Source organism: Candidatus Regiella endosymbiont of Tuberolachnus salignus (genome assembly GCF_964020115.1).
Taxonomy (GTDB): Bacteria; Pseudomonadota; Gammaproteobacteria; order Enterobacterales; family Enterobacteriaceae; genus Regiella; species Regiella insecticola.
Genome location: NZ_OZ026542.1, coordinates 1,410,612 through 1,436,242, shown reverse-complemented (window position 1 = coordinate 1,436,242; position 25,631 = coordinate 1,410,612). Strand labels below are relative to the sequence as shown.

Sequence of the window (25,631 nt, the reverse complement as noted above, 5' to 3'; positions counted from 1 at the left end):
TGTTAACTTACTATACCCAATGAATTTCGAGTTACGGCAAGGCGGCAAGGGCGACCGACCGATGAGCGTAGACATACTACGTGATTCGGCGAGCACCCGCAGACAACAAAGCCGTAACTTGAAAGGCGAAGGGTATATATTTACATGCCAACAAATTGACGGTATTAGCGCACTTCAGATTTGTTACAATGCCGTTTTATTCTTTAATTAATAGATAGGACGCCAAGAATGGCTCAAAGAGAAATTAACATGCAGGAGAAAAAAAAACAGGGAGAGCCAGGTTTGCGTCGTCAGCTTAAATCACGACATTTAGCCATGATTGCTATCGGTGGATCTATCGGTACCGGTTTATTTGTTGCCTCTGGTGCTACCGTGGCGCAAGCAGGTCCAGGCGGGGCATTGCTTTCCTATGCATTAATTGGATTGATGGTTTATTTTCTAATGACCAGTCTCGGTGAACTCGCTGCATTTATGCCAGTTTCGGGTTCATTTTCTACCTATGGTGCAAAATATGTTGAAGAAGGGTTTGGTTTCGCATTAGGTTGGAATTATTGGTATAACTGGGCAGTTACCATCGCGGTTGACTTGGTTGCTGCTCAATTGGTTATGCATTATTGGTTTCCAGACGTCCCCGGTTGGACATGGAGCGCTTTATTTCTTGGCCTAATATTTTTGCTAAATTACATTTCAGTGAAAGGATTTGGTGAGTCTGAGTATTGGTTTTCTTTGATAAAAGTCGCCACGGTCATTGTCTTCATCATTGTCGGCGTGATGATGATAACCGGGATCATGAAAGGGGGCGAAAGCGCGGGGTGGCATAACTGGGGGATTGGAGATGCGCCCTTTGTCGGCGGATTTTCTGCCATGATAGGGGTGGCGATGATCGTCGGGTTCTCCTTTCAAGGAACCGAGTTAATTGGTATTGCAGCGGGGGAGTCGAAAGATCCCGGCAAAAATATTCCGCAAGCGGTACGGAAAGTTTTTTGGCGTATTTTATTATTTTATATTTTTGCAATTTTAATTATCAGCCTAATCATTCCGTATAATGATCCAAACCTACTGCGTAATGATGTGACTGATATTAGCCTCAGCCCTTTCACCTTAGTATTTCAAAATGCAGGATTATTATCTGCCGCCGCGGTAATGAATGCGGTGATCTTAACCGCAGTACTCTCAGCAGGTAATTCGGGTATGTATGCTTCTACCCGCATGTTATTCACCCTAGCGAAGGAAGGTAAAGCCCCACAAATTTTTGCACGGTTATCTAAAAATGGCGTGCCGCGTAATGCGTTATATGTGACGACAGCAGTAGCAGGTTTATGTTTTCTTAGTTCGATGTTTGGCAATAAAAGCGTATATTTATGGTTGCTTAACACTTCGGGGATGACCGGTTTCATCGCCTGGTTGGGCATTGCCGTCAGTCACTATCGCTTCCGCAAGGGATATATAGCGCAAGGACGTGATATCAACGCATTACCTTATCGCTCGGCGTTATTCCCGATAGGCCCAATTTTTGCGTTTGTGTTGTGTCTTATTATTACACTAGGCCAAAATTATCAGGCATTTTTAGCCGATCAGATCGATTGGTATGCTGTAATAGCCACTTACATCGGCATTCCATTATTTTTAACAATTTGGTTCGGTTATAAGCTAACCAAGCGAACACGCATGGTTAAATACCATGAAATGGAATTTCCACAGTGGAAAAATGAACCTTAATTCATAGCATGATGGAGAAATGATGAAAGCAAAATATTTATTTGTCTTTATGGTTATCGCTGCCTTGAGTGGATGTAATAACGCTCTATTTAAAAACATGGACATTTTAAAGAAGGATAGCTCACAAATACTGACACTAAAAGGATGTGGAGATGACATCAAAGTCAGTAACAAATCGACTCCGCCCGATTTGTATCAAGGGATGGTTAAGTGTATTAACAATCGTCACTATAATAACGGCGTCATTTTATTTTCACTGGCAGGAACTTACTCTTATTTCGATGTTACTAGGATGGCTGATGCGACTAAAAAGAATATCCACACTCATTTACTCGCCAAGGCAATGAACTCTGTAGACGATGAAGATAAGAGTAAACGCGAAGCGTTCAGAGAAAAACTCCAACAAACGCTGAGCGATAAAGTCCGTCTTGTCGAAGTATGTGCACAAGTTCGCAATATCGGCATGCCTCATTATTCTCCGGATTATATTAATACCAGCGGGACTTTTGTTAATTATGATCCCAATAACGATATAGATCAGTCTACGCATTGGCAAAATGCTTTACAGGGGTATTTACATTGCCCGCCTTAATACAGTGAAGCTGATAGATAGAAAGAAAAAACGGGTAAAAATACAATTTTTACCCGTTTTATTGTTTATTAATGATTAAAGATACCTTGTATCTCAGCTCGCTGACGCTTATTCAATGGTTCCATCAATACTGACGCCATCATCCTCTGTTCTGTTGAATACCAACGCTTATAACCGCTGGTGTTGATCACAATAAAATCATAAGGCACCGTGCCAATTTTACCGGTTTCAACACCGCTAATTGTCCCAATAACGGTAACCAAACGGTATTGAAAATCAGCAGGCGTGAGAAACGCATTAACATAAGCAATGATCCTCCCTTGAGAAGGTTCAGTCAGCATGGGTTTAGCGTTACGATCTAAAGGAATGCTGGTGATTTCCAAACGTGTCCGTTGGCGCTCATTCGTCACATTGACAACGGTACCACCGAAACGCCCTTCTTGTCCGATGAACGCCCGAGGCGTATTTTTTATTAAATTTAGATTTTGTTGTGGTGTCTCTGTCTTCCCTTGAATTTCTTTAGGTATATTCACACAGCCAGTCAGCAGCAGGGTAGCGAGCACGGCAAAAAAAAATTTGGCGCTAAATATCTCAATTTTCATTGTGGGTTATCTCTTAATCGTGGTCTTTAATTCAACCCTTCATGAACGGTTCGGTAATTTTTTCCATGTAACTTCATTACGCAGATAGATGGGTTCAGCCTGTTCAACAGGAACTGCTTTGCCGCTATGCCATAACGCTAATGCTAGCGGCAACATATCTTCCGCCTGTGGTAACGCTAATTGGCCATCGGATAAATCAACCCCACTACCAGCAATCAAATCAGGATAGGTTTGCCAACCTGTCCCTACAGATACCCAGGATCCTTGTAACGATTCTGCGAGCATTAAAGCTTGCTGGGGCGTCATAACCGCTTCACTGTGCGTACTTGACCATTGACCCGCCGCTTTGTGTTCAAATTGCCCCCAATAGACTTCCCCCATACGTGCATCTAACACCGCCAATACCTGGCACGCCCCTGTCTTACGCCACGCGCCTTGCGCTAAGGTCTGTAAAGTTGATACACCAATCATGGGTAAATCAGCGCCTAATGCTAACCCTTGCCCAATGCCGATGCCAATACGTACCCCGGTAAAACTGCCGGGTCCTCGACCAAAAGCCAACGCATCTAATTGATGCAAAGATAATCCTGATTCGGCTAATACCTGTTGCACCATCGGCAAAATACGCTGAGTATGGGTGCGAGGACAAATCTCAAACAGTGCGATAACTTCACCGTCATTCCAAATAGCAACAGAACAAGCTTCTGTCGCGGTATCAATCGCTAAAATTCGTGTGGACACCTCCCCTCCTTTTTTAACCCTTTTACGGCTGAATAAAATGTTGGCGGTAATAAATTAATTCCGCTACCGATTCACGGATATCATCCATCGCCTTATGGGTATTGTTTTTAGTAAATCCCTTGAGTATTTCAGGTTTCCAACGGCGCGCTAATTCTTTCAATGTGCTGACGTCCAGATAGCGATAATGAAAATATTTTTCCAATTCTGGCATATAACGAAATAAAAAACGGCGATCTTGTCCCACACTATTACCACAAATAGGCGAAACACCCGGCGAGACCCATTCTTTTAAAAATTCAATGGTTTGTTGTGCGGCAGCAGCTTCATCTGTTGTACTATTTTTGACGCGATCAACCAGGCCACTGCGATTATGCGTTCGTGTATTCCATTCATCCATCAAATGGAGCGTCTCATCAGATTGATGGATCGCAATGACAGGACCTTCCTCCAAAAGATTAAGATTGGCATCAGTTACTAGCGTCGCGATCTCAATAATACGATCATGTTCGGGATAGAGACCTGTCATTTCTAAATCGATCCAGATCAAATTATTTTTAATTTCTGTCATAATACTTCCTGCCTATCTTTTAAATACTAGACTTCAAGAGGGTTTATATCCTTCGCCTTTCAAATTACGGAAGCGTTGGCAGCGATCACTTATCTTCTGTCATGTACTACTTTGTACACTCCTGAGATTCGATTGATTGCCGCCTTGCCGTAACGCGAAATTCATTGGGTATAAAACGATAAAACAAAATTAAAACAGTGATATTATAGCTTTTTTTAGTTATTAGAAGCGATAAGTACTGAGCCTAACTAGGTGCTAAGTGAATGAGGTATCGTGAGCAAAAATAAGCTATCCAGAAACCAACAGCGCCGAGTGCAAGCAAATCATCAACGCCGACTACGTACGGCAGATAAAGAATCGACGCTCGATGACGCATTGTTCGGCGCGCCACAACCGGGCATTGTCGTCAGTCGATTCGGCCAGCATGCTGATGTGGAAGACAACGATGGCATACAATACCGCTGTAATATTCGCCGCACACTTTCTTCTCTGGTAACCGGTGATCATGTTGTATGGCGCCCGGCGATTACATCAAAAACAGCGATTGAAAAATCCTCAAATGAAAAATCCTCAGAGCTTGAACAAACTACTATAGAAAAAGTAACAGGTATTGTCGAAGCAGTTCATCAACGTACTTCTATTGTGACGCGCCCTGATCTCTATGATGGAATAAAACCCATTGCAGCTAATGTTGATCAAATTATTATCGTCTCTGCTATTTTGCCTGAATTATCATTGAATGTTATCGATCGTTATCTCGTCGCCTGCGAAAATTTGACAATACAACCGTTAATTCTACTCAATAAAATTGATTTATTAGATCAAGCCGATCGTAAAAAGATAGAAAGTATGATGGCTATCTATAGAAAAATTAATTACCCGGTATTCATGGTTTCCAGCCAAACGGGCGAAGGCATAGAATCGTTTAAACAATTACTGGTCGGGAAGGTCAGTATTTTTACGGGTCAATCTGGTGTAGGGAAATCGAGTCTATTAAATACCCTATTACCTCCCACCGAAAAACAAATTTTGATTAATACTGTTTCAAATCATTCAGGTTTAGGCCAACATACCACTACCGCTTCTCGTTTGTATCATTTGCTACAGGGGGGGGATGTTATTGATTCACCTGGTGTACGTGAATTTGGGCTTTGGCATTTAACAGCCAAGCAAGTCACTGAAGGTTTCGTTGAATTCCATCATTATTTAGCGCGCTGTAAATTTCGTGATTGTCGCCATTTAGACGATCCTGGCTGTGCATTGCGTGATGCGGTTGAACGTGGCGAGATTGCTGCAGGACGCTTTGATAACTACCATCGTATTTTAGACAGTATGGAACAGGTAAGATCCAGAAAATTGTTTTCCAGCGACTGATTTCAAGCAATATACCCAATGAATTTCGAGTTACGGCAAGGCGGCAAGGGCGACCGACCGATGAGCGTAGACCTACTACGTGATTCGGCGAGCACCCGCAGACAAAAAAGCCGTAACTTGAAAGGCGAAGGGTATAGAGAGTCGATTTTTACCAATACACCCTTTTTATGTCATGGCCTACATATTCATGAGGTTTTTATGCTAGAACGTCTTAAAATAAAATTACAATATTTACTCCCGCGGCAAGGTTTAACACTTTTGGCGGGCTGGGGTGCAAACAAACAAGCGGGGTGGTTAAGTCAATTGGCGATTAAAAGCTTTGTTTGGTATTACAAAGTGGATATGAAAGAAGCCCAGCATTCTGAGCTCGCAACCTATCGTTCTTTCAATGAATTTTTTGTCCGTCGATTAGCCGATAACGCCCGTCCGATCACCGCAGGAGATCATCTGTTGGTACAACCGGCGGATGGCACGATCAGCCAGTTAGGCACTATCTGTGATGGAAAAATTTTGCAAGCCAAAGAACATCATTACAGTTTGGAAGCCCTATTAGCAGGGAATTATTTATTAGCCGAAGAGTTTAAAAATGGTCAATTTGTCACAACGTATCTCGCTCCCCGTGATTACCATCGGGTACATATGCCCTGTGATGGCACCTTGCGTGAAATGATTTACGTCCCCGGTGATCTCTTTTCAGTGAATCAGTTGACATCAGAAAATATTACTAATTTGTTCGCCCGCAATGAACGAGTCATCTGTATTTTTGATACCGCCTTCGGCTCAGTAGCGCAAATTTTAGTGGGTGCTACCATCGTCGGCAGTATAGAAACTGTTTGGGAAAGCAATATTAACTCAGCAAGAGAAGGCATAATACAACGCTGGACGTATCCATCTACCGATGATGAGGGAGCGATCAAGCTGGAAAAAGGGCAAGAAATGGGACATTTTAAATTAGGCTCCACCGTCATCAACTTATTTGCATCAAATAAAATTCATTTAGCTCCTCATTTAAGTAGTGAGTCTGTTGCCCGTATGGGAGAGCCGTTAGCTGAAGCTGTTATGTTGGAAAATTGACAAAAAAGGAAGCATAACGTGCGCCTGATAACAATATGCTGGTTTGCTTTACTCTTTGCTTTATCGTTTGTTCAATCTCATGCAGCCATTCAGATCGACGAAGGGCAATTGCAGCAAGATCTACAACAAGCGACGGCGAATACTAAAGCACCTAATCACGCAGAAATTGTGCGGGCGTTACAAGGCGCGTTAAACCGGCTAAAAGACGCTAAAGAATCGGAGGAAAAAGCCAATAAATATCAGATTATTATCAATGATTTTACTAAATTAATTGATGATTTAAATAAAAAAATAGCCGAAGAAAACAGTAAATTACCCCTCATTCCTAGCCAGCTGACAACAAATGAGCTTGAACAAAAAATCTCTCAAACCAGTGGGGTACTATCAGATTTAGAACACCAGATGCAGCAAGAACTCGAACTTTCACGAGAAATCAGCGATTCTATTGTACAAATTCCACTACAACAATCGGAAGCGCGACAGCTGCTGACTGAAACGATGCAGCGGCTTCAGTCATTCCAGAATCCAACCTCTCCCTTAGCAGAAGCAAAATTTTCTTTACTGAAAGCAGAAGCGATAGCACGTAAAGCAAAAATCAATGAATTAGAACTCGCTCAACTTTCTGCTAACAATCGGCAAGAACTCTCTCGTATGCGCATAGAATTATGCAAAAAACGTCATGAACGTTTGGATCAATTATTGCAGTCTTTGCGTAACCATAGTAATGATGAGCGGCAGCGAGAAGCAGAAAAAGTATTAGAGCGCACTGAGTCACTGGCCGAAAAAGACCGAAATTTACCCGATTCTGTTAGCACATTGCTACAAACCAACCGAACACTGTCTTATTCACTCAAACAGCAAACGCAGCGGATGAATACCATCTCTTTTGCCCAACGTAAAGTGGCTGCCCAAACACTACAGGTACGGCAAGCACTGGCTACCATTCGTGAGCAAGCCCAGTGGGTGGGCGTTTCGGCGGTTTTAGGTGAGACATTAAGAATGCAGGTCGCCCGATTACCAGACATGCCAAAATCGCAAAAATTAGATCGGGATATGGTTCAGTTACGTGTTGATCGACTTAATTTTGAAGATATGTTGGAAAAACAACAGAGAATAACATTGACTCAAAATGATGGCAGTCTGCTCAATGTTGAGCAACAAAATATTGTTGATATGCAATTGAAAACGCAACGCAAGCTGCTGAATGTATTGCTTTCTGGTTACGATACTGAAATTCTGGAATTGACTAAACTCAAAGTCGCTGACAGCCAGTTGGTGGATGCACTTAAAGAAGTACATGAAGTCGCACACCGTCATCTGTTTTGGGTTGCCGATATCAGTCCACTTTCATTTTCTTACCCGGTTGAAGTGACACATGATCTGAGTCGCTTACTCTCACTTGATACATTATCGCAGCTCAGTGGTGCTTTAATGAAAATGCTCACCGACAAACAAACATTGATCCCGATTCTCGGCGCGTTACTTGTTGTTGGATTTAGTATCAGCTCCCGCCGCCATTATCATGCGTTCCTTGAACGCACGAATAGTTACATCGGTAAAGTGAATCAAGATCAATTTTCTTTAACATTACGTACTGTTTTTTGGTCAATTTTAATCGCTTTACCCCTGCCAATATTATGGTCTGCGTTAGGATACAGTCTACAAAACGCTTGGTCTTATCCGATTGCAGTGGATATTGGTATTGCCGTAACGGAAACGGTACCGGTACTCTGGATTTTTATGATCGGAGCGGCTTTTACCCATCCTCACGGCTTATTTATTGCTCATTTTCGTTGGCATCCAGCACAGGTTGCCAGAGCGATGCGTTTCTACCGACTGTCAGTCTGGCTGATCATTCCGTTAATGATTGCTTTGATTTTTTTTGAAAATTACAGTGATCGTGAATTTGCTCCCACTTTGGGGCGGTTATGCTTTATTTTGTTATGTATCGCACTCAGTTTAGTCACTAGTAGTTTCAAACGGGCGGGGATCCCGCTGTATCTGGATGAATCAGGTCATGGTGATAATAAAGTTAATCGGGCGTTATGGGCAGTATTGCTGTCAGCACCTCTGCTCGCTGCTTTGGCTTCGGCGCTGGGTTACTTCACTACCGCCCAAGATTTGTTAACCCGTCTAGAAGTTTCTGTCGCTATTTGGTTTTTTCTGCTGATCATTTATCACATTGTTCGTCGTTGGATGCTTATCCAGCGGCGGCGTATCGCTTTTGAGCGAGCCAAACAACGGCGGGCGGATATTTTGGCACAACGGGCGCGTGAAGATGATGCCGCCATCAGTTTAAATCCAGAGGGCAGCAGCGAGACAGAAGAGCCGATGATCAATCTTGATGTGATTAGCGCCCAGTCACTACGATTGATCCGATCCATCCTTACTATGCTGGCGTTAGTCGCTGTTATCGCCCTATGGTCAGAAATCCATTCTGCTTTTGGTTTTTTAGAAAATATTCATCTATGGGATGTCACAACCACCTTTAATGGCGTGGATACCATACAACCCATCAGCATGGGTTCGATATTAATTGTCATTTTAGTGATAATCGTCACCACCCAGCTAGTACGTAATTTACCTTCACTGCTAGAGTTAGCTTTATTGCAACATTTAGATCTTGCGCCTGGTACCGGTTATGCTATTTCCACTATCACTAAATATTTATTGATGTTGCTCGGTGGCATGGTGGGATTCTCGCTTTTGGGGATTGAGTGGGCAAAATTTCAATGGTTAGTCGCCGCGTTAAGCGTAGGTTTGGGCTTTGGTTTGCAGGATATTGTTAACAACTTTATCTCCGGCCTTATCATCTTATTTGAAAAACCTATCCGTATCGGCGATACCGTCACTGTTCGTGATCTTACCGGCAGCGTCACCAAAATTAATACTCGTGCGACAACGATTTCTGATTGGGATCGTAAAGAAGTTATTGTACCGAATAAAGCATTTATAACTGAACAATTTATCAACTGGTCGTTGTCAGATCCGATTACCAGGGTGGTATTGACCGTACCGGCTCCGATTGAAGCCAATAGTGAAGAAGTCACTGAAATATTGTTGATTGCCTCCCGCTGCTGTTCACTGGTATTAGATACCCCAGCGCCAGAAGTGTATTTGATCGATATCCAGCAAGGCATTCAGATTTTTGAATTACGTATCTACGCGGCTGAAATGAGTCATAGGATGCCGCTACGTCATGAGATCCATCAACTGATACTGGCAGGTTATCGTGAACACGGCATCGAGCTACCTTTTCCCCCTTTCCAAATACGCACTGATCGACTTAATAGGATCACTGATACGCTGAATCAAAAGAATAAAACTAGCTCAGGCAGTACTTCTTCTAGCTCAGGCAGTGCTTCTTAGCGCCTATACCTTTCGCCTTTGAAGCCGCCGTGTTGTTGACTGCCAGCCCTCGCCCAAATTGCGTAGTTTGTCTACGCTCATACGAGGAAAAAATACAGGGTTTTGCAAGAGGTCTATGATGATCAAATACAGTCTTCGTACACGCATGATGATTTTGATCTTAGCGCCCACCCTTATATTAGGAATATTACTCAGTACCTTTTTTATGATAAGTCGTTATCATGAATTTGAAAAACAAGTTATCAATGCCGGAAGCAGTATTATCGAGCCTTTGGCTATTGCCAGCGAACATGGAATGATTGCCCGCAATCGTGACAATATTAGACAGCTAATTAATTTACTGCATCACCGAAATAACCCTATTATTCGAGCGATAACGGTGTTTGACAAAGATAATAAATTTTTCGCCACTTCTAATTATAATTACAACTCTACTCAGCTCAGACTCGCCAAAAACCATCCTATACCTCACTCGCTGATGCTCACTCATCGAGGAGATTCACTGGTATTACAAATGCCAATTATTTCTGAATTTCATTTATCGCGTGATTACTTGCAGCCCAACGATGTCATCGCGCCTCAAACTCAAACCTTGGGATATATTGCTATCGATTTAGATCTGAAAACGGTTCATTTAAAACGGCTAAAAGAATTATTAATATCAATATTGTTACTTTTATTTTGTCTCTGTATCGCGGTGTTATTGACTTATCGTCTCATACAAGATGTGACTGTGCCGATCCACAATATGGTTAATGCTGTCGATCGCATTCGTCGTGGGCGGTTAAATAGCCGAGTAGAGGGCAATACATTCGGGGAGCTGGATACGCTAAAAAATGGTATTAACGCCATGGCGATGTCCCTGGCGGCATATCGCAAAAAAATGCAACACAGTATCGATCAAGCGACTTTTGATTTACGTAACACCCTTGAACAAATAGAAAAACAGAATGTGGAATTAGAATTGGCTAAAAAACGGGCGCAAGAAGCAGCGCGTATTAAATCTGATTTTCTAGCGAATATCTCTCATGAATTACGTACGCCGCTGAATGCGGTAATCGGTTTCACTCGGCAAACACTAAAAACCGCATTAACCCCAACGCAAGTCGATTATATGCAAACGATTGAGCGATCGGGCAATCACCTATTATCTATCATCAATGACGTATTGGATTTCTCGAAATTAGAAGTAGGAAAGTTAGCGCTAGAGCAGCTCCCTTTTTTATTACGCGCCACGCTGGATGAAGTGATCATTTTACTGGCTCATACGGCGCATGAAAAAGGGCTCGAGCTGATTTTACATGTCAATCAAGATGTACCCGAACAAGTGGTAGGCGATGCGATGCGTTTGCAACAAATTATCACTAATCTGCTGGGAAACGCGATTAAATTTACCGAAAAGGGCAGTATAGATATCAATATCAATCTATTATGCGAAACATGCCAAACAAAAGATGAAATTAAGTTAGCGGTAGAAATTCGCGATACCGGTATTGGCATTTCGGAAACACAATACCCGCAATTATTCCAGGCTTTTGGTCAAGCCGATGCGAGCACCTCACGTCGCCACGGGGGTACCGGTCTTGGGCTGGCAATTACTGAGCGCCTGGTAAAAAAGATGAAAGGCACTATTGGTTTCTCCAGCCAGCTCAACCATGGCTCCACATTTGTATTCAACATTGCTTTAACTTTAAATGAAAATACCCTTGATCAAGCGGCTTCAATGGAACCACTGGCCAATAAACATCTGGCTTATATCGAAAGTAACGCCACAGCGGCACAGGCGACGCTGCACTTTTTAAAGGGTACGCCACTACAGATCACTCACCGCTCAACGTTAAAGCAGTTGCCTCAGCAACATTACGATTTTCTACTGATTGGGATAGCGGTTCCTTCAGCTTTGAATCAAGCCGATCACCGGGAGCAATTAATCACCGCCCTTGAAATGGCTGATCAGGTTATTTTAGTATTACCCAGTCAATTACAGGTCGAGGCAGAACAGCTTAAACAAGCGGGCGCCAAAGCCTGTCTCCTTAGGCCAATATCCAGCAACCGATTATTCCCTCTATTATTAGCAAAAAATGGATTGGATCCGTTGATACCGCAGAAAAAACCGGATCCTGTCGCTCGCTTTCCTTTACGGGTGATGGCGGTTGACGACAATCCTGCCAATTTAAAACTCATCGGCACGCTTTTGGCCGAACAAGTGGAAGAGACGATTGTGTGTGAAAGCGGTGCAAAAGCATTATTGATGGCGCGTCGAAAAAGGTTAGATATTATTTTAATGGATATTCAGATGCCTCAGATGGATGGTATCCAGACCAGTCAATTAATTCATCAAATACCGCATCATCAGAATACCCCCATCATTGCGGTTACCGCGCATGCAGTGAATGGCCAACGAGATTATTTTCTTAGCATGGGTATGGCGGATTATCTCGCCAAACCGATTGATGAGGCACTGCTAAGATGCACCCTTTCTCGCTACTCTCGATTAAAAAATCATCTGCCCAATCCGCTGGTTGCTGATCATCCTGTTTTCTCTCCTCCTTCCCGCTCCTGCGATACAACATTAGGTGTTACAACATGGGCAGCAAAATCACTGGATTGGCCGTTAGCGATACAACAAGCCGCGAATAAGGAGGATTTGGCTTATGAATTATTATCTATGCTGCTGGGATCACTGCCTTTGATCACAAAACAGATACAAGACATGATGAATAAAGAACAGAATGATGAGAATACCCACGCCGCTATTTTGTCGTTAATCCATAAGTTGCACGGTAGTTGTGGATACACGGGGACTCCTCGTTTACAACAGATTTGTTTGACGATTGAAAGCCAATTACGGCAGAAAATAGCATTACAACAGTTACAACCGGAATGGTTAGAATTATTAGATGAAATTGAGAATGTCACTCAAGCCGCACAACAGCAAATAGACGGCTTGCAACATCGTTGTTAACAATGGGGGATGGTGAGCATCGCGTAACCTAGCATTGACGTCACGCTTATGTGTATAGCCGAATCAGTCTCCCCCCTGGTCGCCTAGCGGCAACTTCAAAAGCGAAGGGTATATGAACACACATTTAAGCGACAAAATTTCCGGCGTACAACCCCAAGCTATTATTTACAACAACCATAATGCATCAAACGTTCGTAACGCCGCTCTAACAACGTTTCTTCATCCAGTTTATCCAATTCCTCTAAATCAGCGAGTAGATGTGCTTTCAACGAAGCAGAAATCGCTAACATATCACAATGAGCCCCTCCTAACGGTTCGGCAATCACCGTATCGATCATCTTTAATTTTTTTAGCCGTTGAGCAGTAATCCCCATGACTTCGGCGGCTAATGGCGCTTTCTCGGCGCTTTTCCACAGAATAGAAGCACAGCCTTCAGGAGAAATCACTGAATAGGTACTGTATTGCAACATATTGATTTTATCACCTACACCAATTGCTAATGCTCCTCCTGAACCACCTTCACCAATAACGGTGCAAATAACGGGCACTTTGAGACGTGCAATAGTACGTAAATTACGTGCAATAGCTTCCGATTGTCCACGCTCTTCTGCACCCACACCAGGATATGCCCCCGGGGTATCAACAAAGGTGATGATGGGTAATTTGAAGCGTTGCGCCATTTCCATCAGCCGTAGCGCTTTACGATACCCTTCTGGAGAGGGCATGCCAAAATTTCGGCGGAGGTTTTCCTTTGTATCTCTGCCTTTTTGATGACCTATAATCATCACGGCACGATCATCTAAACGTGCAATCCCCCCTACGATAGCTTTATCATCCCCGTAAACGCGATCCCCGGCTAACTCTTCAAAATCAGTAAATATCTGTTTAACGTAATCCAAGGTATACGGCCGACAAGGGTGGCGAGCTAATTTAACGATCTGAAAAGGAGTCAACTTTGAAAAAATTTCTTGAGTAAGTTTCTCCTTTTCTTCACATAGACACTTTACTGCTGCGTCCAAATTAATATCTAATTTTTCATCTTGAGGGTTAATTTTGTTCAACGCGTCGATTTTTGCTTCGAGCTCCGCAATCGGTGCTTCGAAATCGAGAAAGTTTAGACTCATAACATTCCTATTTTTAGTCAAATTCCAATTCTACCTGTGTATCACCGATCAACGTTCGTAAATCAATTAATAAACGTTCAGTCGGTGTTATACGCCATGTTGCCCCCAAACGCAGCTTGGCACGTGCATCTGAGCATTGATAATAGATATGGACTGGAATAGTTCCCGAACAATGCGGTTGCAATAACTGACGGAGACGATTTAAAAATTGATCGTTAATTTTATTATGCATTAACGAGATGGCCAATCCACAGGCATGTTTTTCACGTGCTTGATTGATGTCTATCACTTCACGTACATTCATTTTCAACCCGCCATTAAAATCATCAACGCTGACTTGGCCAGTGGCGATAAGAATACGGTCTTTTTCCAATAAGTGCTGGTATTTTTCTAGTGTCTCGGTAAATAACATTACTTCTAAGCGCCCTGAGCGATCATCGAGCGTACAGATCCCAATGCGGTTACCCCGTTTAGTGACGATAACCCGAGCTGCTATCACCAAGCCTGCTACGGTGGTTGTTTTTCCCCGTTCGGTCACATGCAGATCTTTTAAACGTATCCCCCCCGAGTAGCGTTCTAATTCTTTTAAATATTGTGTGATCGGATGTCCGGTTAGGTAAAGTCCCAATGTTTCCCGCTCTCCCTCTAACACGATTTGTTGTTGCCAGGGGGCGATATTGGCATAGGAATGTTCAACTTGTTCCGGTGTCCCTGTTAGTACACCGAACATATCTTTTTGTCCAATCGCCTCTGCTTTTGCATGTTGATCGGCCGCTTTGAGCGCAGCTTCTAAGGAATGCATCAGGGAGGCTCGATGGGGTCCTAAGCGATCAAAAGCACCAGACAGGATCAACTTTTCTAATATTCGTCGATTTAATTTTTTAGTTTCTGTCCGAGCACACAAATCAAATAAATCTTTGAAATACCCATCCAAATTACGCGCATTGAGTATTGCGGTAATAGGCCCTTCGCCAACACCTTTAATCGCGCCGAGACCATAAACAATTTCGCCATCGTCATTGACATTAAAATGATAGGATCCACTGTTGATATCAGGAAGTAAAACTTTCAATCCCATACGGATGCATTCATCCACCATCCCTACTAACTTGTCGGTGTTATCCATATCCGCCGTCATCACCCCCGCCATAAATTCAGCAGGATAATGTGCTTTTAACCACAGAGTTTGATAGGAAACTAATGCATAGGCGGCAGAATGTGATTTGTTAAAGCCATAACCGGCAAATTTTTCTACTAGATCAAAAATTTTTATCGCGAGTTCACCATCAATACCTTGCTGCTTTGCCCCATTTTCAAAAATAGAGCGCTGTTTCGCCATTTCTACTGGATCTTTTTTGCCCATAGCACGACGTAACATATCAGCGCCGCCCAATGAGTAACCAGAGAGAACCTGAGCGATTTGCATCACCTGCTCTTGATATAAAATAATGCCGTAGGTGGGTTCCAATACTGGTTTGAGCAATTCATGTTGCCACTGAATATCGGGATACGATAAAGCTTCACGTCCATGCTTGCGATCAATAAAGTTGTCTACCATGCCTGATTGCAACGGGCCAGGCCGAAAAAGTGCCACCAACGCGATAATATCTTCAAAGCAGTCTGGTTTTAAGCGTTTAATCAGATCTTTCATTCCTTTGGATTCCAGCTGAAACACTGCTGTCGTCTCAGCCCGTTGTAACAAGGCAAAACTTTTTTTATCGTCCAAAGGAATAGTGGTGATATCTATCGAGGGCAATCCTTTGCTAGCCCGTTGTGCATTGATCATGACCAATGTCCAATTAATAATGGTCAATGTACGTAAGCCGAGGAAGTCAAATTTTACCAGGCCGGCATATTCCACATCATTTTTATCAAATTGAGTGACGGGATTTTTGCCTTCGGCATCACAATATAACGGTGAAAAATCAGTGATTTTAGTGGGTGCGATAACCACCCCACCGGCATGTTTACCGGCATTACGTGTTACGCCTTCTAGTTTGCGAGCCATATCAATCAGTGCTTTAACTTCTTCATCTGCCTGATAAAGTTCGGCTAATTGAGGCTCTGCGGCGAAGGCTTTTTCTAACGTCATGCCGACGTCAAGTGGAATTAATTTCGCGATGCGATCGACAAAACCATAAGGATGGCCGAGTACGCGCCCTACATCACGGATCACCGCTTTTGCTGCCATAGTACCAAAAGTAATAATTTGGGAAACCGCATCGCGCCCATAGATATTCGCCACATGTTCAATAACTTGGTCACGTTTTTCCATACAAAAATCAATATCGAAATCAGGCATGGAAATGCGTTCGGGATTCAAAAAGCGTTCAAATAGCAAATCAAAAGCCAGTGGATCAATATCGGTGATTTTTAGCGCATAAGCGACCAAAGAGCCGGCACCCGAGCCTCGTCCGGGACCAACGGGGATGCCGTTATCTTTTGACCATTGAATGAATTCCATGACGATTAAAAAATAACCTGCAAATCCCATCTGGTTAATCACTTTAATTTCAACATTCAGACGTTCATCGTAGGCGGCTCGCCTTTGTTTTTTGGTATTAACATCAGGAAAAAGAAAAGCTAACCGCTCTTCTAATCCGAGCTGAGCTTTTTCTGCAAAAAAATCTTCGGTACTCATCGCCCCAGTCGGAAATTGGGGTAAAAAATATTCGCCTAAGCGAATGCTGAGGTTACAACGTTTAGCAATTTCAATACTGTTGGTGAGTGCCTCAGGAATATCACTAAACAGTTCACACATTTCCTGTTCACTACGCATAAATTGCTGAGGGCTATAATTTTTTGGGCGCTTAGTATCGGCTAAGGTAGCACCGTCATGGATGGCCACACGGATTTCATGCGCATCAAAGTCAGATGCATCAATGAAACGAACATCATTGGTTGCTACCACAGGGATATCATGTTGACTCGCTAATGCTATTGCGTCCCGCAAATAATTTTCTTCATCAGGCCGGCCTGTGCGAATTAATTCTAAATAATAATTATCGGCAAAGTACTGTTGGTAAAATGCGAGACACTCCAGCATTTGTGCTTGATTGCCCCGCAGCATAAATTTACCGACATCTCCGCTGCGCCCTCCAGAGAGCAAAATCAAACCCTCACTGTGAGTGATTAACCAATCTCGATCAATGAATGGCCCACTGGCACCATAACCACGCTGATACGCTTTAGAGATTAATAAGGTAAGATTTTGATAACCTTGCTGGTTACGTGCCAGTATCGTAAGTTGAGCCAGATCATCGCCCAAAAGCTTACTTTGTAGATAAAAATCGGCACCGATGATCGGCTTAATACCCGCCGCTTGTGCGCTGCTATAAAATTTAATGAGACCACAAAGATTAGTAAAATCAGTGATAGCTAATGCCGGCATCCCTAAGCTCGCTGCTTTTTTTACCAGGGCGCTGGTTTTAGCTAATCCATCGATCATGGAATAATCACTGTGTACACGTAGATGGATAAAACGTGGATCGGTCATAGGACACCAAAATTTAGAGGGTTTTACCCTTCGCCCTTGAAGCTGCCGCGTTGTTGGCTGCGGGCGTTAGCCCGAATCACGTAGTAGTCTACGCTCATCGGGTCTCACGCCCTGTCAGCCGAAGGCAACTTCAAGGGCTGTGGGTATAAACTATCGGTAAAGGAGATTTCAAACAGGCTCTTACTGGAGCGAAACTGCGCCGGTGATCTGGGATGACACCAAGAGCCGCTAATTTTTTTAAATGCAAGGCAGTGGGATAGCCTTTATGTTGTGCAAAACCGTAACCGGGAAAGCGCTGATCTAAAGCGACCATTTCTCGATCACGAGTCACTTTTGCCAAAATAGACGCAGCACTGATTTCAGCCACCAGGCTATCGCCTTTCACCACCGCCATCGTCGGCATCGATAAATGGGGGCAGCGATTACCGTCGATCAATACATAATCAGGCGTAAGATCTAGCCCGGCAACCGCACGCTGCATAGCGAGTAGCGTGGCGTTTAAAATATTTAAACGGTCGATTTCTTCTGGTTCGGCACGACCAATGCTCCAAGATCGCGCTTTTTGTGTGATCGCTTGATATAACGCTAGGCGTTTTTTTTCACTGAGTTTTTTTGAATCCGCTAACCCCTCTATCGGTTGAGAGGGATCGAGGATCACCGCGGCGGTCACTACTGCACCAACCAATGGCCCGCGTCCAACCTCATCGACCCCTGCGATTACTTTTGCTTGAGGATAAATAAACAGTTTGTTCATGATCGCGCTAACTCCAATACTGCTTGGGCGGCCTGCTGATCCGCGCCACAACGGATACTTTGATGCAAAGTCAAAAAGCGTTCTTTTATCGTTACGACAGCTTTTCCTCCGATTAATAATGGCAACAACGCGTCAGCAAGTTTTTGTGGTTGACACTCTTGTTGTAATAATTCAGTGACCAGCGCTTCTCCAGCGAGTAAATTGGGCAATGAAACATAAGGCGTTTTTATTAATCGTTTTGCCAGCCAGAAGGTGAAAGGCCGCAGACGATAAGCGACGACCATTGGACATTTGGCTAACATACATTCTAATGCTGCTGTGCCTGATGCCAATAATGTGGCATCACTGGCAATCATGGCGGTACTCGCCTGTCCATCCAAGAGATGTAGCGGTAAATCAGGCGCTATTTTAGCTTTAATCGCAGCAAATTGTTGTCGTCGTTGTGGATTAACCAGCGGAACCAGCACTTCGAGATCGGGAAACTGTTGGCGTAGTAGCAGGGTGGTGAGAAGAAAATCAGCACTGAGCATAGCGACTTCGGCTTGGCGGCTGCCAGGCAAGAGCGCTAAACAGCGACAATTTTCAGCAATCCCCAGCGCTTTTCTAGCAGCTTGCTGATCAGGGATTAGCGGCATGGTATCCGCCATCGTGTGACCGATAAAACGGCAAGGAACGTTAAATCGATCGTAAAAGGCTTTTTCGAAAGGAAGAAACGCTAAGACCATATCAGTGGCTTTAGCGATTTTGAAGATGCGTTTTTGGCGCCAAGCCCAAACGGAGGGGCTGACATAATGGAGCGTACGGATGCCTCGCTGTTTCAAATCTCCTTCAAGCTTGATATTAAAGTCCGGCGCGTCAATGCCAATAAAAACATCGGGCTTGAGTTTGCTAAAACGTTGACTCAGATCACGGCGTATTTTTAATAAGCGCGGTAAGCGCCCCAATACTTCGACAATCCCCATCACCGCCAATTCTTCCATTTGATACCATGCTTCACACCCCTCGGCTTGCATTAAAGGACCAGCAACACCGATAAACTGTATATCAGGAGCCTGTGCTTTTAACGCCCGCATTAATCCCGCCGCTAAAATATCACCCGATGTTTCTCCGGCAATTAATCCAATAGTCAGTGGACGCTGTTGCATATCCCCTTCACCTTTCAAGTTACGGTGGCGTTGGCTGCTCGTACTCATCCTCTATCATGTACCATACCCCTCGCGGGGGTTCGCCTAGCGGCAACTTCAAAGGTGAAGGGGATACACTCCTGGGATTCAATTGATTGCCGCCTTGCCGTAACTCGAAATTAATTGGGTATAAGTTAGCGGATGATGCCACGAGTCGAGCGGACAAAAAAATCATTGAATAATTTGAGCACGGGTTTTTTTTCTGCCACGATAGCGATTTCATTTTTTGCTTCTTCAAAGGTTTTTTTGCTGCGGTAAAGCAATTTGTACGCTTCACTGATAGCGCTACGCAACTCCTTATCAAACCCGTGGCGCTTTAATCCTTCGATATTAATTCCGAAAGCGGTGGCATGATTACCCTGTGCAATCATACAAGGGGGGATATCTTGAGCAACGCCAGAACAGCCACCGACCATCACATACGCACCAACCACACAAAATTGATGTACCGCCGTCATACCGCCGATAATGACATAATCATCGATAATGACGTGGCCGCCTAAGGTTGCATTATTAGCTAGAACACAGTGGTTACCAATCAGGCAATCATGAGCAACATGTGTATTAACCATCAACAGGTTATCATTGCCAATTTTCGTCAGCTCGCCCCCTTGCGTTGTACCTCGATGGATAGAAACACTTTCGCGGATACGATTGCGGTCACCGATTTCAACGCGGGTAGGCTCTCCGGCGTATTTTAAATCCTGATTGATTTCACCAATGGAAGCAAATTGATAAATTTGATTATGGCAACCTATTTTTGTGCGGCCATTGATAACAACATGCGATTTTAGCTGCGTGCCTTCGCCGATTTCTACCTTAGAGCCAATAAAACAAAAAGGGCCAACAGTAACATTGGCAGCAATAATAGCGCCTTCTTCGATGATAGCTGTTGGGTGGATAACAGCGGTTTGATTAATCACTGACCGATTCTCTAGGTGTTTTTTGCTGTTCAGGTATATAGGTTGCTGCCTCACCGCTGATATCAACACTGAGATCTTCCTCTCCTGGCGTTTTGTGCTGGTTACGAGCACAGGTCATAGTTGCTTCACAAACAATTTTGTTATCCACTGTTGCTACGCCTTGAAAACGGGTGATACCACAGCGTGTCTTGCAAAATGTCACTTCTAAAATCATCTGATCACCAGGCGTAACTGGAAGCCTAAAGCGCGCTTCGTCAATACCGGTAAAATAAAAAATTTCACCTGATTTCAGTCCCCCTAGCCCGCTTTTAAAAGCCAGGATCCCAGTCGCTTGCGCCATTGCTTCTAAAATCAATACACCAGGAAATATAGGTTTACCGGGAAAGTGTCCCTGAAAAAAAGGCTCGTTAAAAGAAACACTTTTTAATGCTTTGAGAGATTTACCTTTTTCAAATTCCAACACACGATCCACCAATAAAAAGGGGTAACGATGTGGCAGCAGGGTCAAAATCTCTTCAATATTTAGAGGATCTTGTTTTGTTGTAGTCAAAATACTTTTCCTGTCTAAAAAACATATGGCATTAATAGCATGGCTGTGTTGATCATGATTTTTTATTAGACTTCTTGCATAACCTACTGTGTGGTGCGAATGCTAGGTTATACCCTTCGCCTTTGAAGCCGCCGCGTTGTTGGCTGCGGATGTTCGCCGAATCACGTAGTCTATCTACGCTCATCGGTCGCCCGCCCTGGCAGCCGAAGGCAACTTCAAAGACAAAGGGTATATATGGTGTCCTTGATTGCGCAACACGAAATACGTTTATGCAAGAAGTCTATTTATTCACAGCCTCAGGCAATGGGGTGGCATCGATTTTACGCTCTATTTTCTTTAAACGTTGGCTAAGATTAGCAATGTTCATTACTAACGCTGCCGTTTTACGCCATATTTTATTAGGTTGCAAAGGAATGCCTGAAGAATACACTCCAGGCTTTTTGATAGGACGCATCACCATGCCCATCCCTGTTATCACCACCTTATCTGCAATTTCCATGTGGCCATTGATGACACTCGCTCCACCAATCTGGCAATCACGGCCAATGGTTAAACTTCCCGCCATAATCACTCCTCCAGCGATAGCGGTATTTTCTCCGATCACCACGTTATGGGCAATTTGGCATTGATTATCAATGATGACGCCATTACCAATAATCGTATTGTCCAATGCACCGCGATCAACAGTGGTACTAGCACCAATTTCAACATGGTCGCCAATTTTTACCGTACCCAACTGTGGAATTTTAATCCATTTTCCACGATTATTCGCATAGCCAAAACCATCGGCGCCGATCACAGCACCGGAATGTATTAAACAACATTTCCCTATGCTAACTTCATGATAAATAGAAACATTAGCCCATAAACGGCTACCGGTGCCGATACGTGTATTTTTGCCAATAAAACACCCCGCACCAATGATGACGTTATCCTCTATTATTACCCCGGATTCGATCACGCTATTCGCGCCAATAAAAACCTGCTTTCCTATTGTCGCCTGCTTAGAAACGATGGCACTGGGTTCAATACCTTGAGCAGGTTGCGGCGTGGTATCCATTATTTGCGCTATGTATGCATAGGCAAGATAAGGATTGTTAACAATGAGGGCTGCCATTTGGCAAAATGGCACATCTGCCGCAGTGAGCACTACGGCGCTCGCTTGACAATTAACCAATTGTTCACGGTTGCTGCTGTTTGACAAAAACGTAATTTGCCCTGCTCGGGCAGACTGTATTGAAGCCAGGCCAGTAACGATGAGATTGCCATCACCCTGCACCTGGGCAATTAAATCTTTTTCTGCTAATTGCTGTGCAAGATCAGCCAATCGAATGGAAAACATAGACTATTGAACCTTTTTCAACACAGCAGCAGTGATGTCAGTACCGGAAGCAGAATAAGCAACCGTGTTAGCATCAACCACCATATCGTAACCTTCTTGAGCTGCGACAGTTTTTACCGCTTCTTGAATACGCTTTAAAATTTTATCGCGTTCTTCTGCTTGACGTTGACGATTGTCTTGCTCAAATTTTTGTGCTTTAGTAGAAAACGCCTGCTGTTGAGCCTCGATGTCTTTTTCCGATTGACTACGCACACTCTCTTTCATGACTGACCTGTCACGTTGAAAATTTTCTATTTTAGCGTGCAGATCTTTTTCCATTCTTTGTAATTCTGTTGCACGGCCGGCAAATTCTTTTTCCAATTTTTTAGCTGCGACTTCACGGGCGGGTAATTTTTGAAAAATTTCAGCAACGTTAACGATAGCAATTTTGCTAGCGGCTTGAACACCCGCGGAATTGAATAATGCTATACACAAGCTAACGGAATATAACCATTTTTTCACTATCATCTCTTTAACCTTGAACTGTTTTGACACGCTGAAAATACAGGGGGGTAAATAAGTTAGCCCCCCCAGTCACCTTAAAGCCTATTCGAAATCTCTTGTGTTCGCTGATACTTTAGACTGCTTACATAATCTACTAGCCGTGGTGTCAATTTCTGCGTTGCGCGGTTCATGTACTCGCATGGTAACGAAAGGTTGCTGTGCGCCGCGCGCGCCTTGATTTCACCCCCTTCGCTACGGTTTTGCAAGCAGTCTTTTGTCAAAAACGAGCTCAAAGAAAATTTCGAATAGGCTATTACACCTAATTCGTTGTGGATCTCACTACCAGGTTTTACCAATCTGAAATTGAAATTCCTCTGATTTGTCACCAGGATAATCTTTAATCGGCCTGGCATAAGAGAAGACTAAAGGACCCAGTGGTGACATCCATTGTAGCGCTACCCCCGCGGAAACGCGGACATTATTCTTATTGCTATAATCTGGAATACCCACCGCCTGAGTTTGCACTGTGTTTTGCCAATTTCTGTCCCACACTGTCCCCGAATCGATAAACATGGAAGTGCGCACTGAGTTAACGTATTTTTCGCTGATAAAAGGAGTCGGCGTGATGAGTTCCAGGCTAGCCACAGCCATTACGTCACCACCGACCGCCTCTGCTGATTTTTGATCATCGATTTTTTCCGGCTCTGGCTTTACGTTTTTTCCCCCGTCAACATAATAGACAGCCTTCGGGCCAATGGTATTTAAGCGGAAACCACGCACGGTACTGGAACCACCCGCATAGAAGTTTTCATAGAACGGCATTTCTTTTGAACCAAAACCGCCACCGTAGCCCAAGCGTCCTCGACCTAATGCCACCCAAGAATGATTATCATTTAAAGGTAAATAGGCAACTGTATCAAAGCTAACTTTATAAAACGCATTATTTGATCCTGGTAAAGTAATTTTACCGCTTAACGACGATTTCACCCCCGAGGTTGGGAAAAAACCACGGTCAAGACTATTATAAAACCAGCCTGTACTTAAGTTGAAATCATTAGATGTAAAACTAGCTTTATCAGTATAATTTGGATTATGCCCTATCGATTTAAGATATCGCCACATCGCAACCTGCGGTCGCATATCAGACAAGCTGTTGTGGACATATCCCAAACCTATTCGCAGCGAGCTGTTTTCGTTGATGGGAAAGCCAAGCGTACCATCTAAACCATAACTATTTTTGTTGTAGTCAGATAAATCAGCCTTACCTGCTTTAAAAGCATCGTAAAAAACACGGCCACCAAGACTAACACCATCTATCGTGAAATAAGGATCGGTTAAAGAAAATTCAGCGGAAGTTTGGTAATCATTTTTGCTCCCACTAAGATTCACACTATTACCAGTGCCTAACCAGTTATCTTGTGAAACACCAACCTGGTAGCTGATGCCATTTTCACTACCGTAGCCCAAGCCAAAATTCATGGTGCCGGTATTGCGTTCACTCACTTTATAAATGACATCAACCTTATCTGTCGTTCCCGGCACACGTTGTATTTCTACATCAACAGTTTCGAAATAACCTAATCGGTTCAGACGTTCTTTACCCAGTTCGACCTCAACACTTCCTAGCCAAGCGCCCTCCATTTGACGCATTTCACGACGCAAAACAGAGTCTTTACTGGTATTGTTACCTTCAAAACGTACATGACGGACATAGAAACGATTACCTGCATCTAAATTGATACGTAAATTTACCGTCTTATCAGCATCGTTAATTTCAGGTTGAGTCATTATCGTCGGGTAAGCATAACCATAACGGGCGAGCAGTTTTTTAATATCGTTTTCTATTTTGTTAATTTTACTGCCGTTATACAATTCACCCGGTTGAATCTGCAATAATTTTTCCGCTTCAGCTTGATGACCCGCTAAATTACCCTGTAAGGCTACGCTGTTTAGCGTGTATTTGCTGCCTTCATTAATATTTATAGTGACATAAATGCCTTTTTTATTCGGCGTTAAACTCACCTGAGTCGAATCGATATTAAAACGAACATAACCTCGATCTAAATAAAAGCTCTGTAACGTTTCCAGATCGCCTGCCAATTTTTGTTTTTGATACTTACGATTGCCGATTAAATTCCACCAAGGAACATGATCACGTAGCTGAAAGTGAGATACCAGCTGATCAGTAGTGAAACTATGATTACCGACAATATTAATTTGCTGGATTTTTGCTGAGACACCTTCGACAAATACTAATTTCAGATCAATACGATTACGCGGCAACGGAGTAACAATAGCCTTAACTGAGGCATTATATTTACCTGTACTGTAATAAAAGTCCGCTAATCCTTTTTCGATATTGGATAACGTACTGCGATCCAATGCTTCACCAACCCGGACACCGGAAGCGTCCAGATTTTGTTTAATCATATCGGTTTTTACCGATTTATTACCGGAAAAAGTGATATTGGCGATGGTTGGACGTTCTTTAACTTGAACAAGTAGCGAATCACCGTCACGTGCAACTTGAATATTTTCAAAATTACCCGTAGCAAATAATGTGCGAATAATTTTACCTATATCTTCATCATTGACAGTATCGCCTATTCGAACAGGCATATTAAGTAATGCTGCACCAACAGTCACTCGCTGCAAACCTTCGAAATGGATATCTTTCACTACAAATTGATCCGCACCGTATAAGGTGGCACTGCTAAGAAACAGTGACGCTATAAGCAATTTTTTTATCAGCATTGTTGTTATACGTTTTT

General features: G+C 43.3%; 19 protein-coding genes and 1 pseudogene. 7 read left to right on the top strand and 13 right to left on the bottom strand.

The window, feature by feature from the left end:
* Window positions 1-19 precede the first annotated feature (19 nt).
* Genes AACL30_RS07480 through AACL30_RS07470 form a run of 3 tightly spaced genes read left to right on the top strand, consistent with a single transcriptional unit; the run spans window position 20 to window position 2,311 of the window.
* Entirely contained in the window at window positions 20-211 is a 192-nt protein-coding gene (locus AACL30_RS07480; RefSeq protein ID WP_006704947.1) for a hypothetical protein, read from the top strand.
* A gap of 17 nt (window positions 212-228) precedes the next feature.
* Window positions 229-1,719, top strand: a complete 1,491-nt coding sequence (locus tag AACL30_RS07475) for an amino acid permease (protein WP_339058215.1) — start codon at window positions 229-231, stop codon at window positions 1,717-1,719.
* A gap of 19 nt (window positions 1,720-1,738) precedes the next feature.
* Window positions 1,739-2,311, top strand: coding sequence for a hypothetical protein (locus tag AACL30_RS07470; RefSeq protein WP_006704949.1), 573 nt, complete (start codon window positions 1,739-1,741; stop codon window positions 2,309-2,311).
* A 68-nt stretch (window positions 2,312-2,379) separates the two neighbouring features.
* Here the strand turns inward: AACL30_RS07470 and AACL30_RS07465 are convergent, their stop codons facing one another.
* The 3 genes from AACL30_RS07465 to orn are packed head-to-tail and all read right to left on the bottom strand — an operon-like array spanning window position 2,380 to window position 4,222.
* Complete coding sequence (locus AACL30_RS07465; protein ID WP_339058214.1) at window positions 2,380-2,913, bottom strand: Slp family lipoprotein; 534 nt, start codon at window positions 2,911-2,913, stop codon at window positions 2,380-2,382.
* A 39-nt stretch (window positions 2,914-2,952) separates the two neighbouring features.
* Entirely contained in the window at window positions 2,953-3,654 is a 702-nt protein-coding gene (tsaB, locus tag AACL30_RS07460) for a tRNA (adenosine(37)-N6)-threonylcarbamoyltransferase complex dimerization subunit type 1 TsaB (protein ID WP_006704951.1), read from the bottom strand.
* A gap of 22 nt (window positions 3,655-3,676) precedes the next feature.
* Complete coding sequence (orn, locus tag AACL30_RS07455; RefSeq protein ID WP_339058213.1) at window positions 3,677-4,222, bottom strand: oligoribonuclease; 546 nt, start codon at window positions 4,220-4,222, stop codon at window positions 3,677-3,679.
* A 273-nt stretch (window positions 4,223-4,495) separates the two neighbouring features.
* On the opposite strand from orn, the gene rsgA reads away from it, so the two are divergent.
* From rsgA to barA, 4 genes are all read left to right on the top strand, one after another.
* Window positions 4,496-5,596 carry a small ribosomal subunit biogenesis GTPase RsgA gene (gene rsgA, locus AACL30_RS07450; RefSeq protein ID WP_339058212.1) on the top strand — a complete coding sequence of 367 codons (1,101 nt, stop codon included), beginning with the start codon at window positions 4,496-4,498 and terminating at the stop codon, window positions 5,594-5,596.
* Between the two features lie 198 nt (window positions 5,597-5,794).
* Window positions 5,795-6,670, top strand: a complete 876-nt coding sequence (asd, locus tag AACL30_RS07445) for an archaetidylserine decarboxylase (protein WP_339058421.1) — start codon at window positions 5,795-5,797, stop codon at window positions 6,668-6,670.
* An 18-nt stretch (window positions 6,671-6,688) separates the two neighbouring features.
* The gene (gene mscM, locus AACL30_RS07440; protein ID WP_422389582.1) at window positions 6,689-10,039 is read left to right on the top strand and encodes a miniconductance mechanosensitive channel MscM; all 3,351 of its coding nucleotides are present in this window, start codon (window positions 6,689-6,691) and stop codon (window positions 10,037-10,039) included.
* 118 nt (window positions 10,040-10,157) lie between these two features.
* Window positions 10,158-13,004 (top strand): two-component sensor histidine kinase BarA, encoded by a 2,847-nt coding sequence (gene barA, locus AACL30_RS07435; RefSeq protein WP_339058211.1) that lies wholly within the window; start codon window positions 10,158-10,160, stop codon window positions 13,002-13,004.
* 161 nt (window positions 13,005-13,165) lie between these two features.
* Here barA and accA read toward each other — a convergent pair whose 3' ends face one another.
* From accA to bamA, 10 genes and pseudogenes are all read right to left on the bottom strand, one after another.
* Entirely contained in the window at window positions 13,166-14,128 is a 963-nt protein-coding gene (gene accA, locus AACL30_RS07430; protein WP_339058210.1) for an acetyl-CoA carboxylase carboxyl transferase subunit alpha, read from the bottom strand.
* Window positions 14,129-14,141: 13 nt separating this feature from the next.
* Entirely contained in the window at window positions 14,142-17,624 is a 3,483-nt protein-coding gene (gene dnaE / locus AACL30_RS07425) for a DNA polymerase III subunit alpha (RefSeq protein WP_339058209.1), read from the bottom strand.
* A gap of 130 nt (window positions 17,625-17,754) precedes the next feature.
* Window positions 17,755-18,378, bottom strand: a complete 624-nt coding sequence (gene rnhB / locus AACL30_RS07420; protein WP_339058208.1) for a ribonuclease HII — start codon at window positions 18,376-18,378, stop codon at window positions 17,755-17,757.
* Window positions 18,375-19,523 carry a lipid-A-disaccharide synthase gene (lpxB, locus tag AACL30_RS07415; RefSeq protein ID WP_339058419.1) on the bottom strand — a complete coding sequence of 383 codons (1,149 nt, stop codon included), beginning with the start codon at window positions 19,521-19,523 and terminating at the stop codon, window positions 18,375-18,377. The genes rnhB and lpxB overlap by 4 nt, the downstream gene beginning before the upstream one ends.
* A gap of 173 nt (window positions 19,524-19,696) precedes the next feature.
* On the bottom strand, window positions 19,697-20,485 hold the full coding sequence (gene lpxA, locus AACL30_RS07410; protein ID WP_339058207.1) for an acyl-ACP--UDP-N-acetylglucosamine O-acyltransferase: 789 nt from the start codon (window positions 20,483-20,485) through the stop codon (window positions 19,697-19,699).
* Between the two features lie 97 nt (window positions 20,486-20,582).
* Window positions 20,583-21,035 (bottom strand): annotated as a pseudogene (fabZ, locus tag AACL30_RS07405) (3-hydroxyacyl-ACP dehydratase FabZ); the annotation flags it as partial.
* A 52-nt stretch (window positions 21,036-21,087) separates the two neighbouring features.
* Window positions 21,088-21,219 (bottom strand): hypothetical protein, encoded by a 132-nt coding sequence (locus AACL30_RS07400; protein WP_339058206.1) that lies wholly within the window; start codon window positions 21,217-21,219, stop codon window positions 21,088-21,090.
* Window positions 21,220-21,315: 96 nt separating this feature from the next.
* Window positions 21,316-22,377, bottom strand: a complete 1,062-nt coding sequence (gene lpxD / locus AACL30_RS07395) for a UDP-3-O-(3-hydroxymyristoyl)glucosamine N-acyltransferase (RefSeq protein WP_339058205.1) — start codon at window positions 22,375-22,377, stop codon at window positions 21,316-21,318.
* 3 nt (window positions 22,378-22,380) lie between these two features.
* Window positions 22,381-22,878: an OmpH family outer membrane protein gene (locus AACL30_RS07390; protein WP_339058204.1), complete on the bottom strand. Its 498-nt coding sequence runs from the start codon at window positions 22,876-22,878 to the stop codon at window positions 22,381-22,383.
* 321 nt (window positions 22,879-23,199) lie between these two features.
* Window positions 23,200-25,614: an outer membrane protein assembly factor BamA gene (bamA, locus tag AACL30_RS07385; protein ID WP_339058203.1), complete on the bottom strand. Its 2,415-nt coding sequence runs from the start codon at window positions 25,612-25,614 to the stop codon at window positions 23,200-23,202.
* Between the last annotated feature and the right edge of the window lie 17 nt (window positions 25,615-25,631).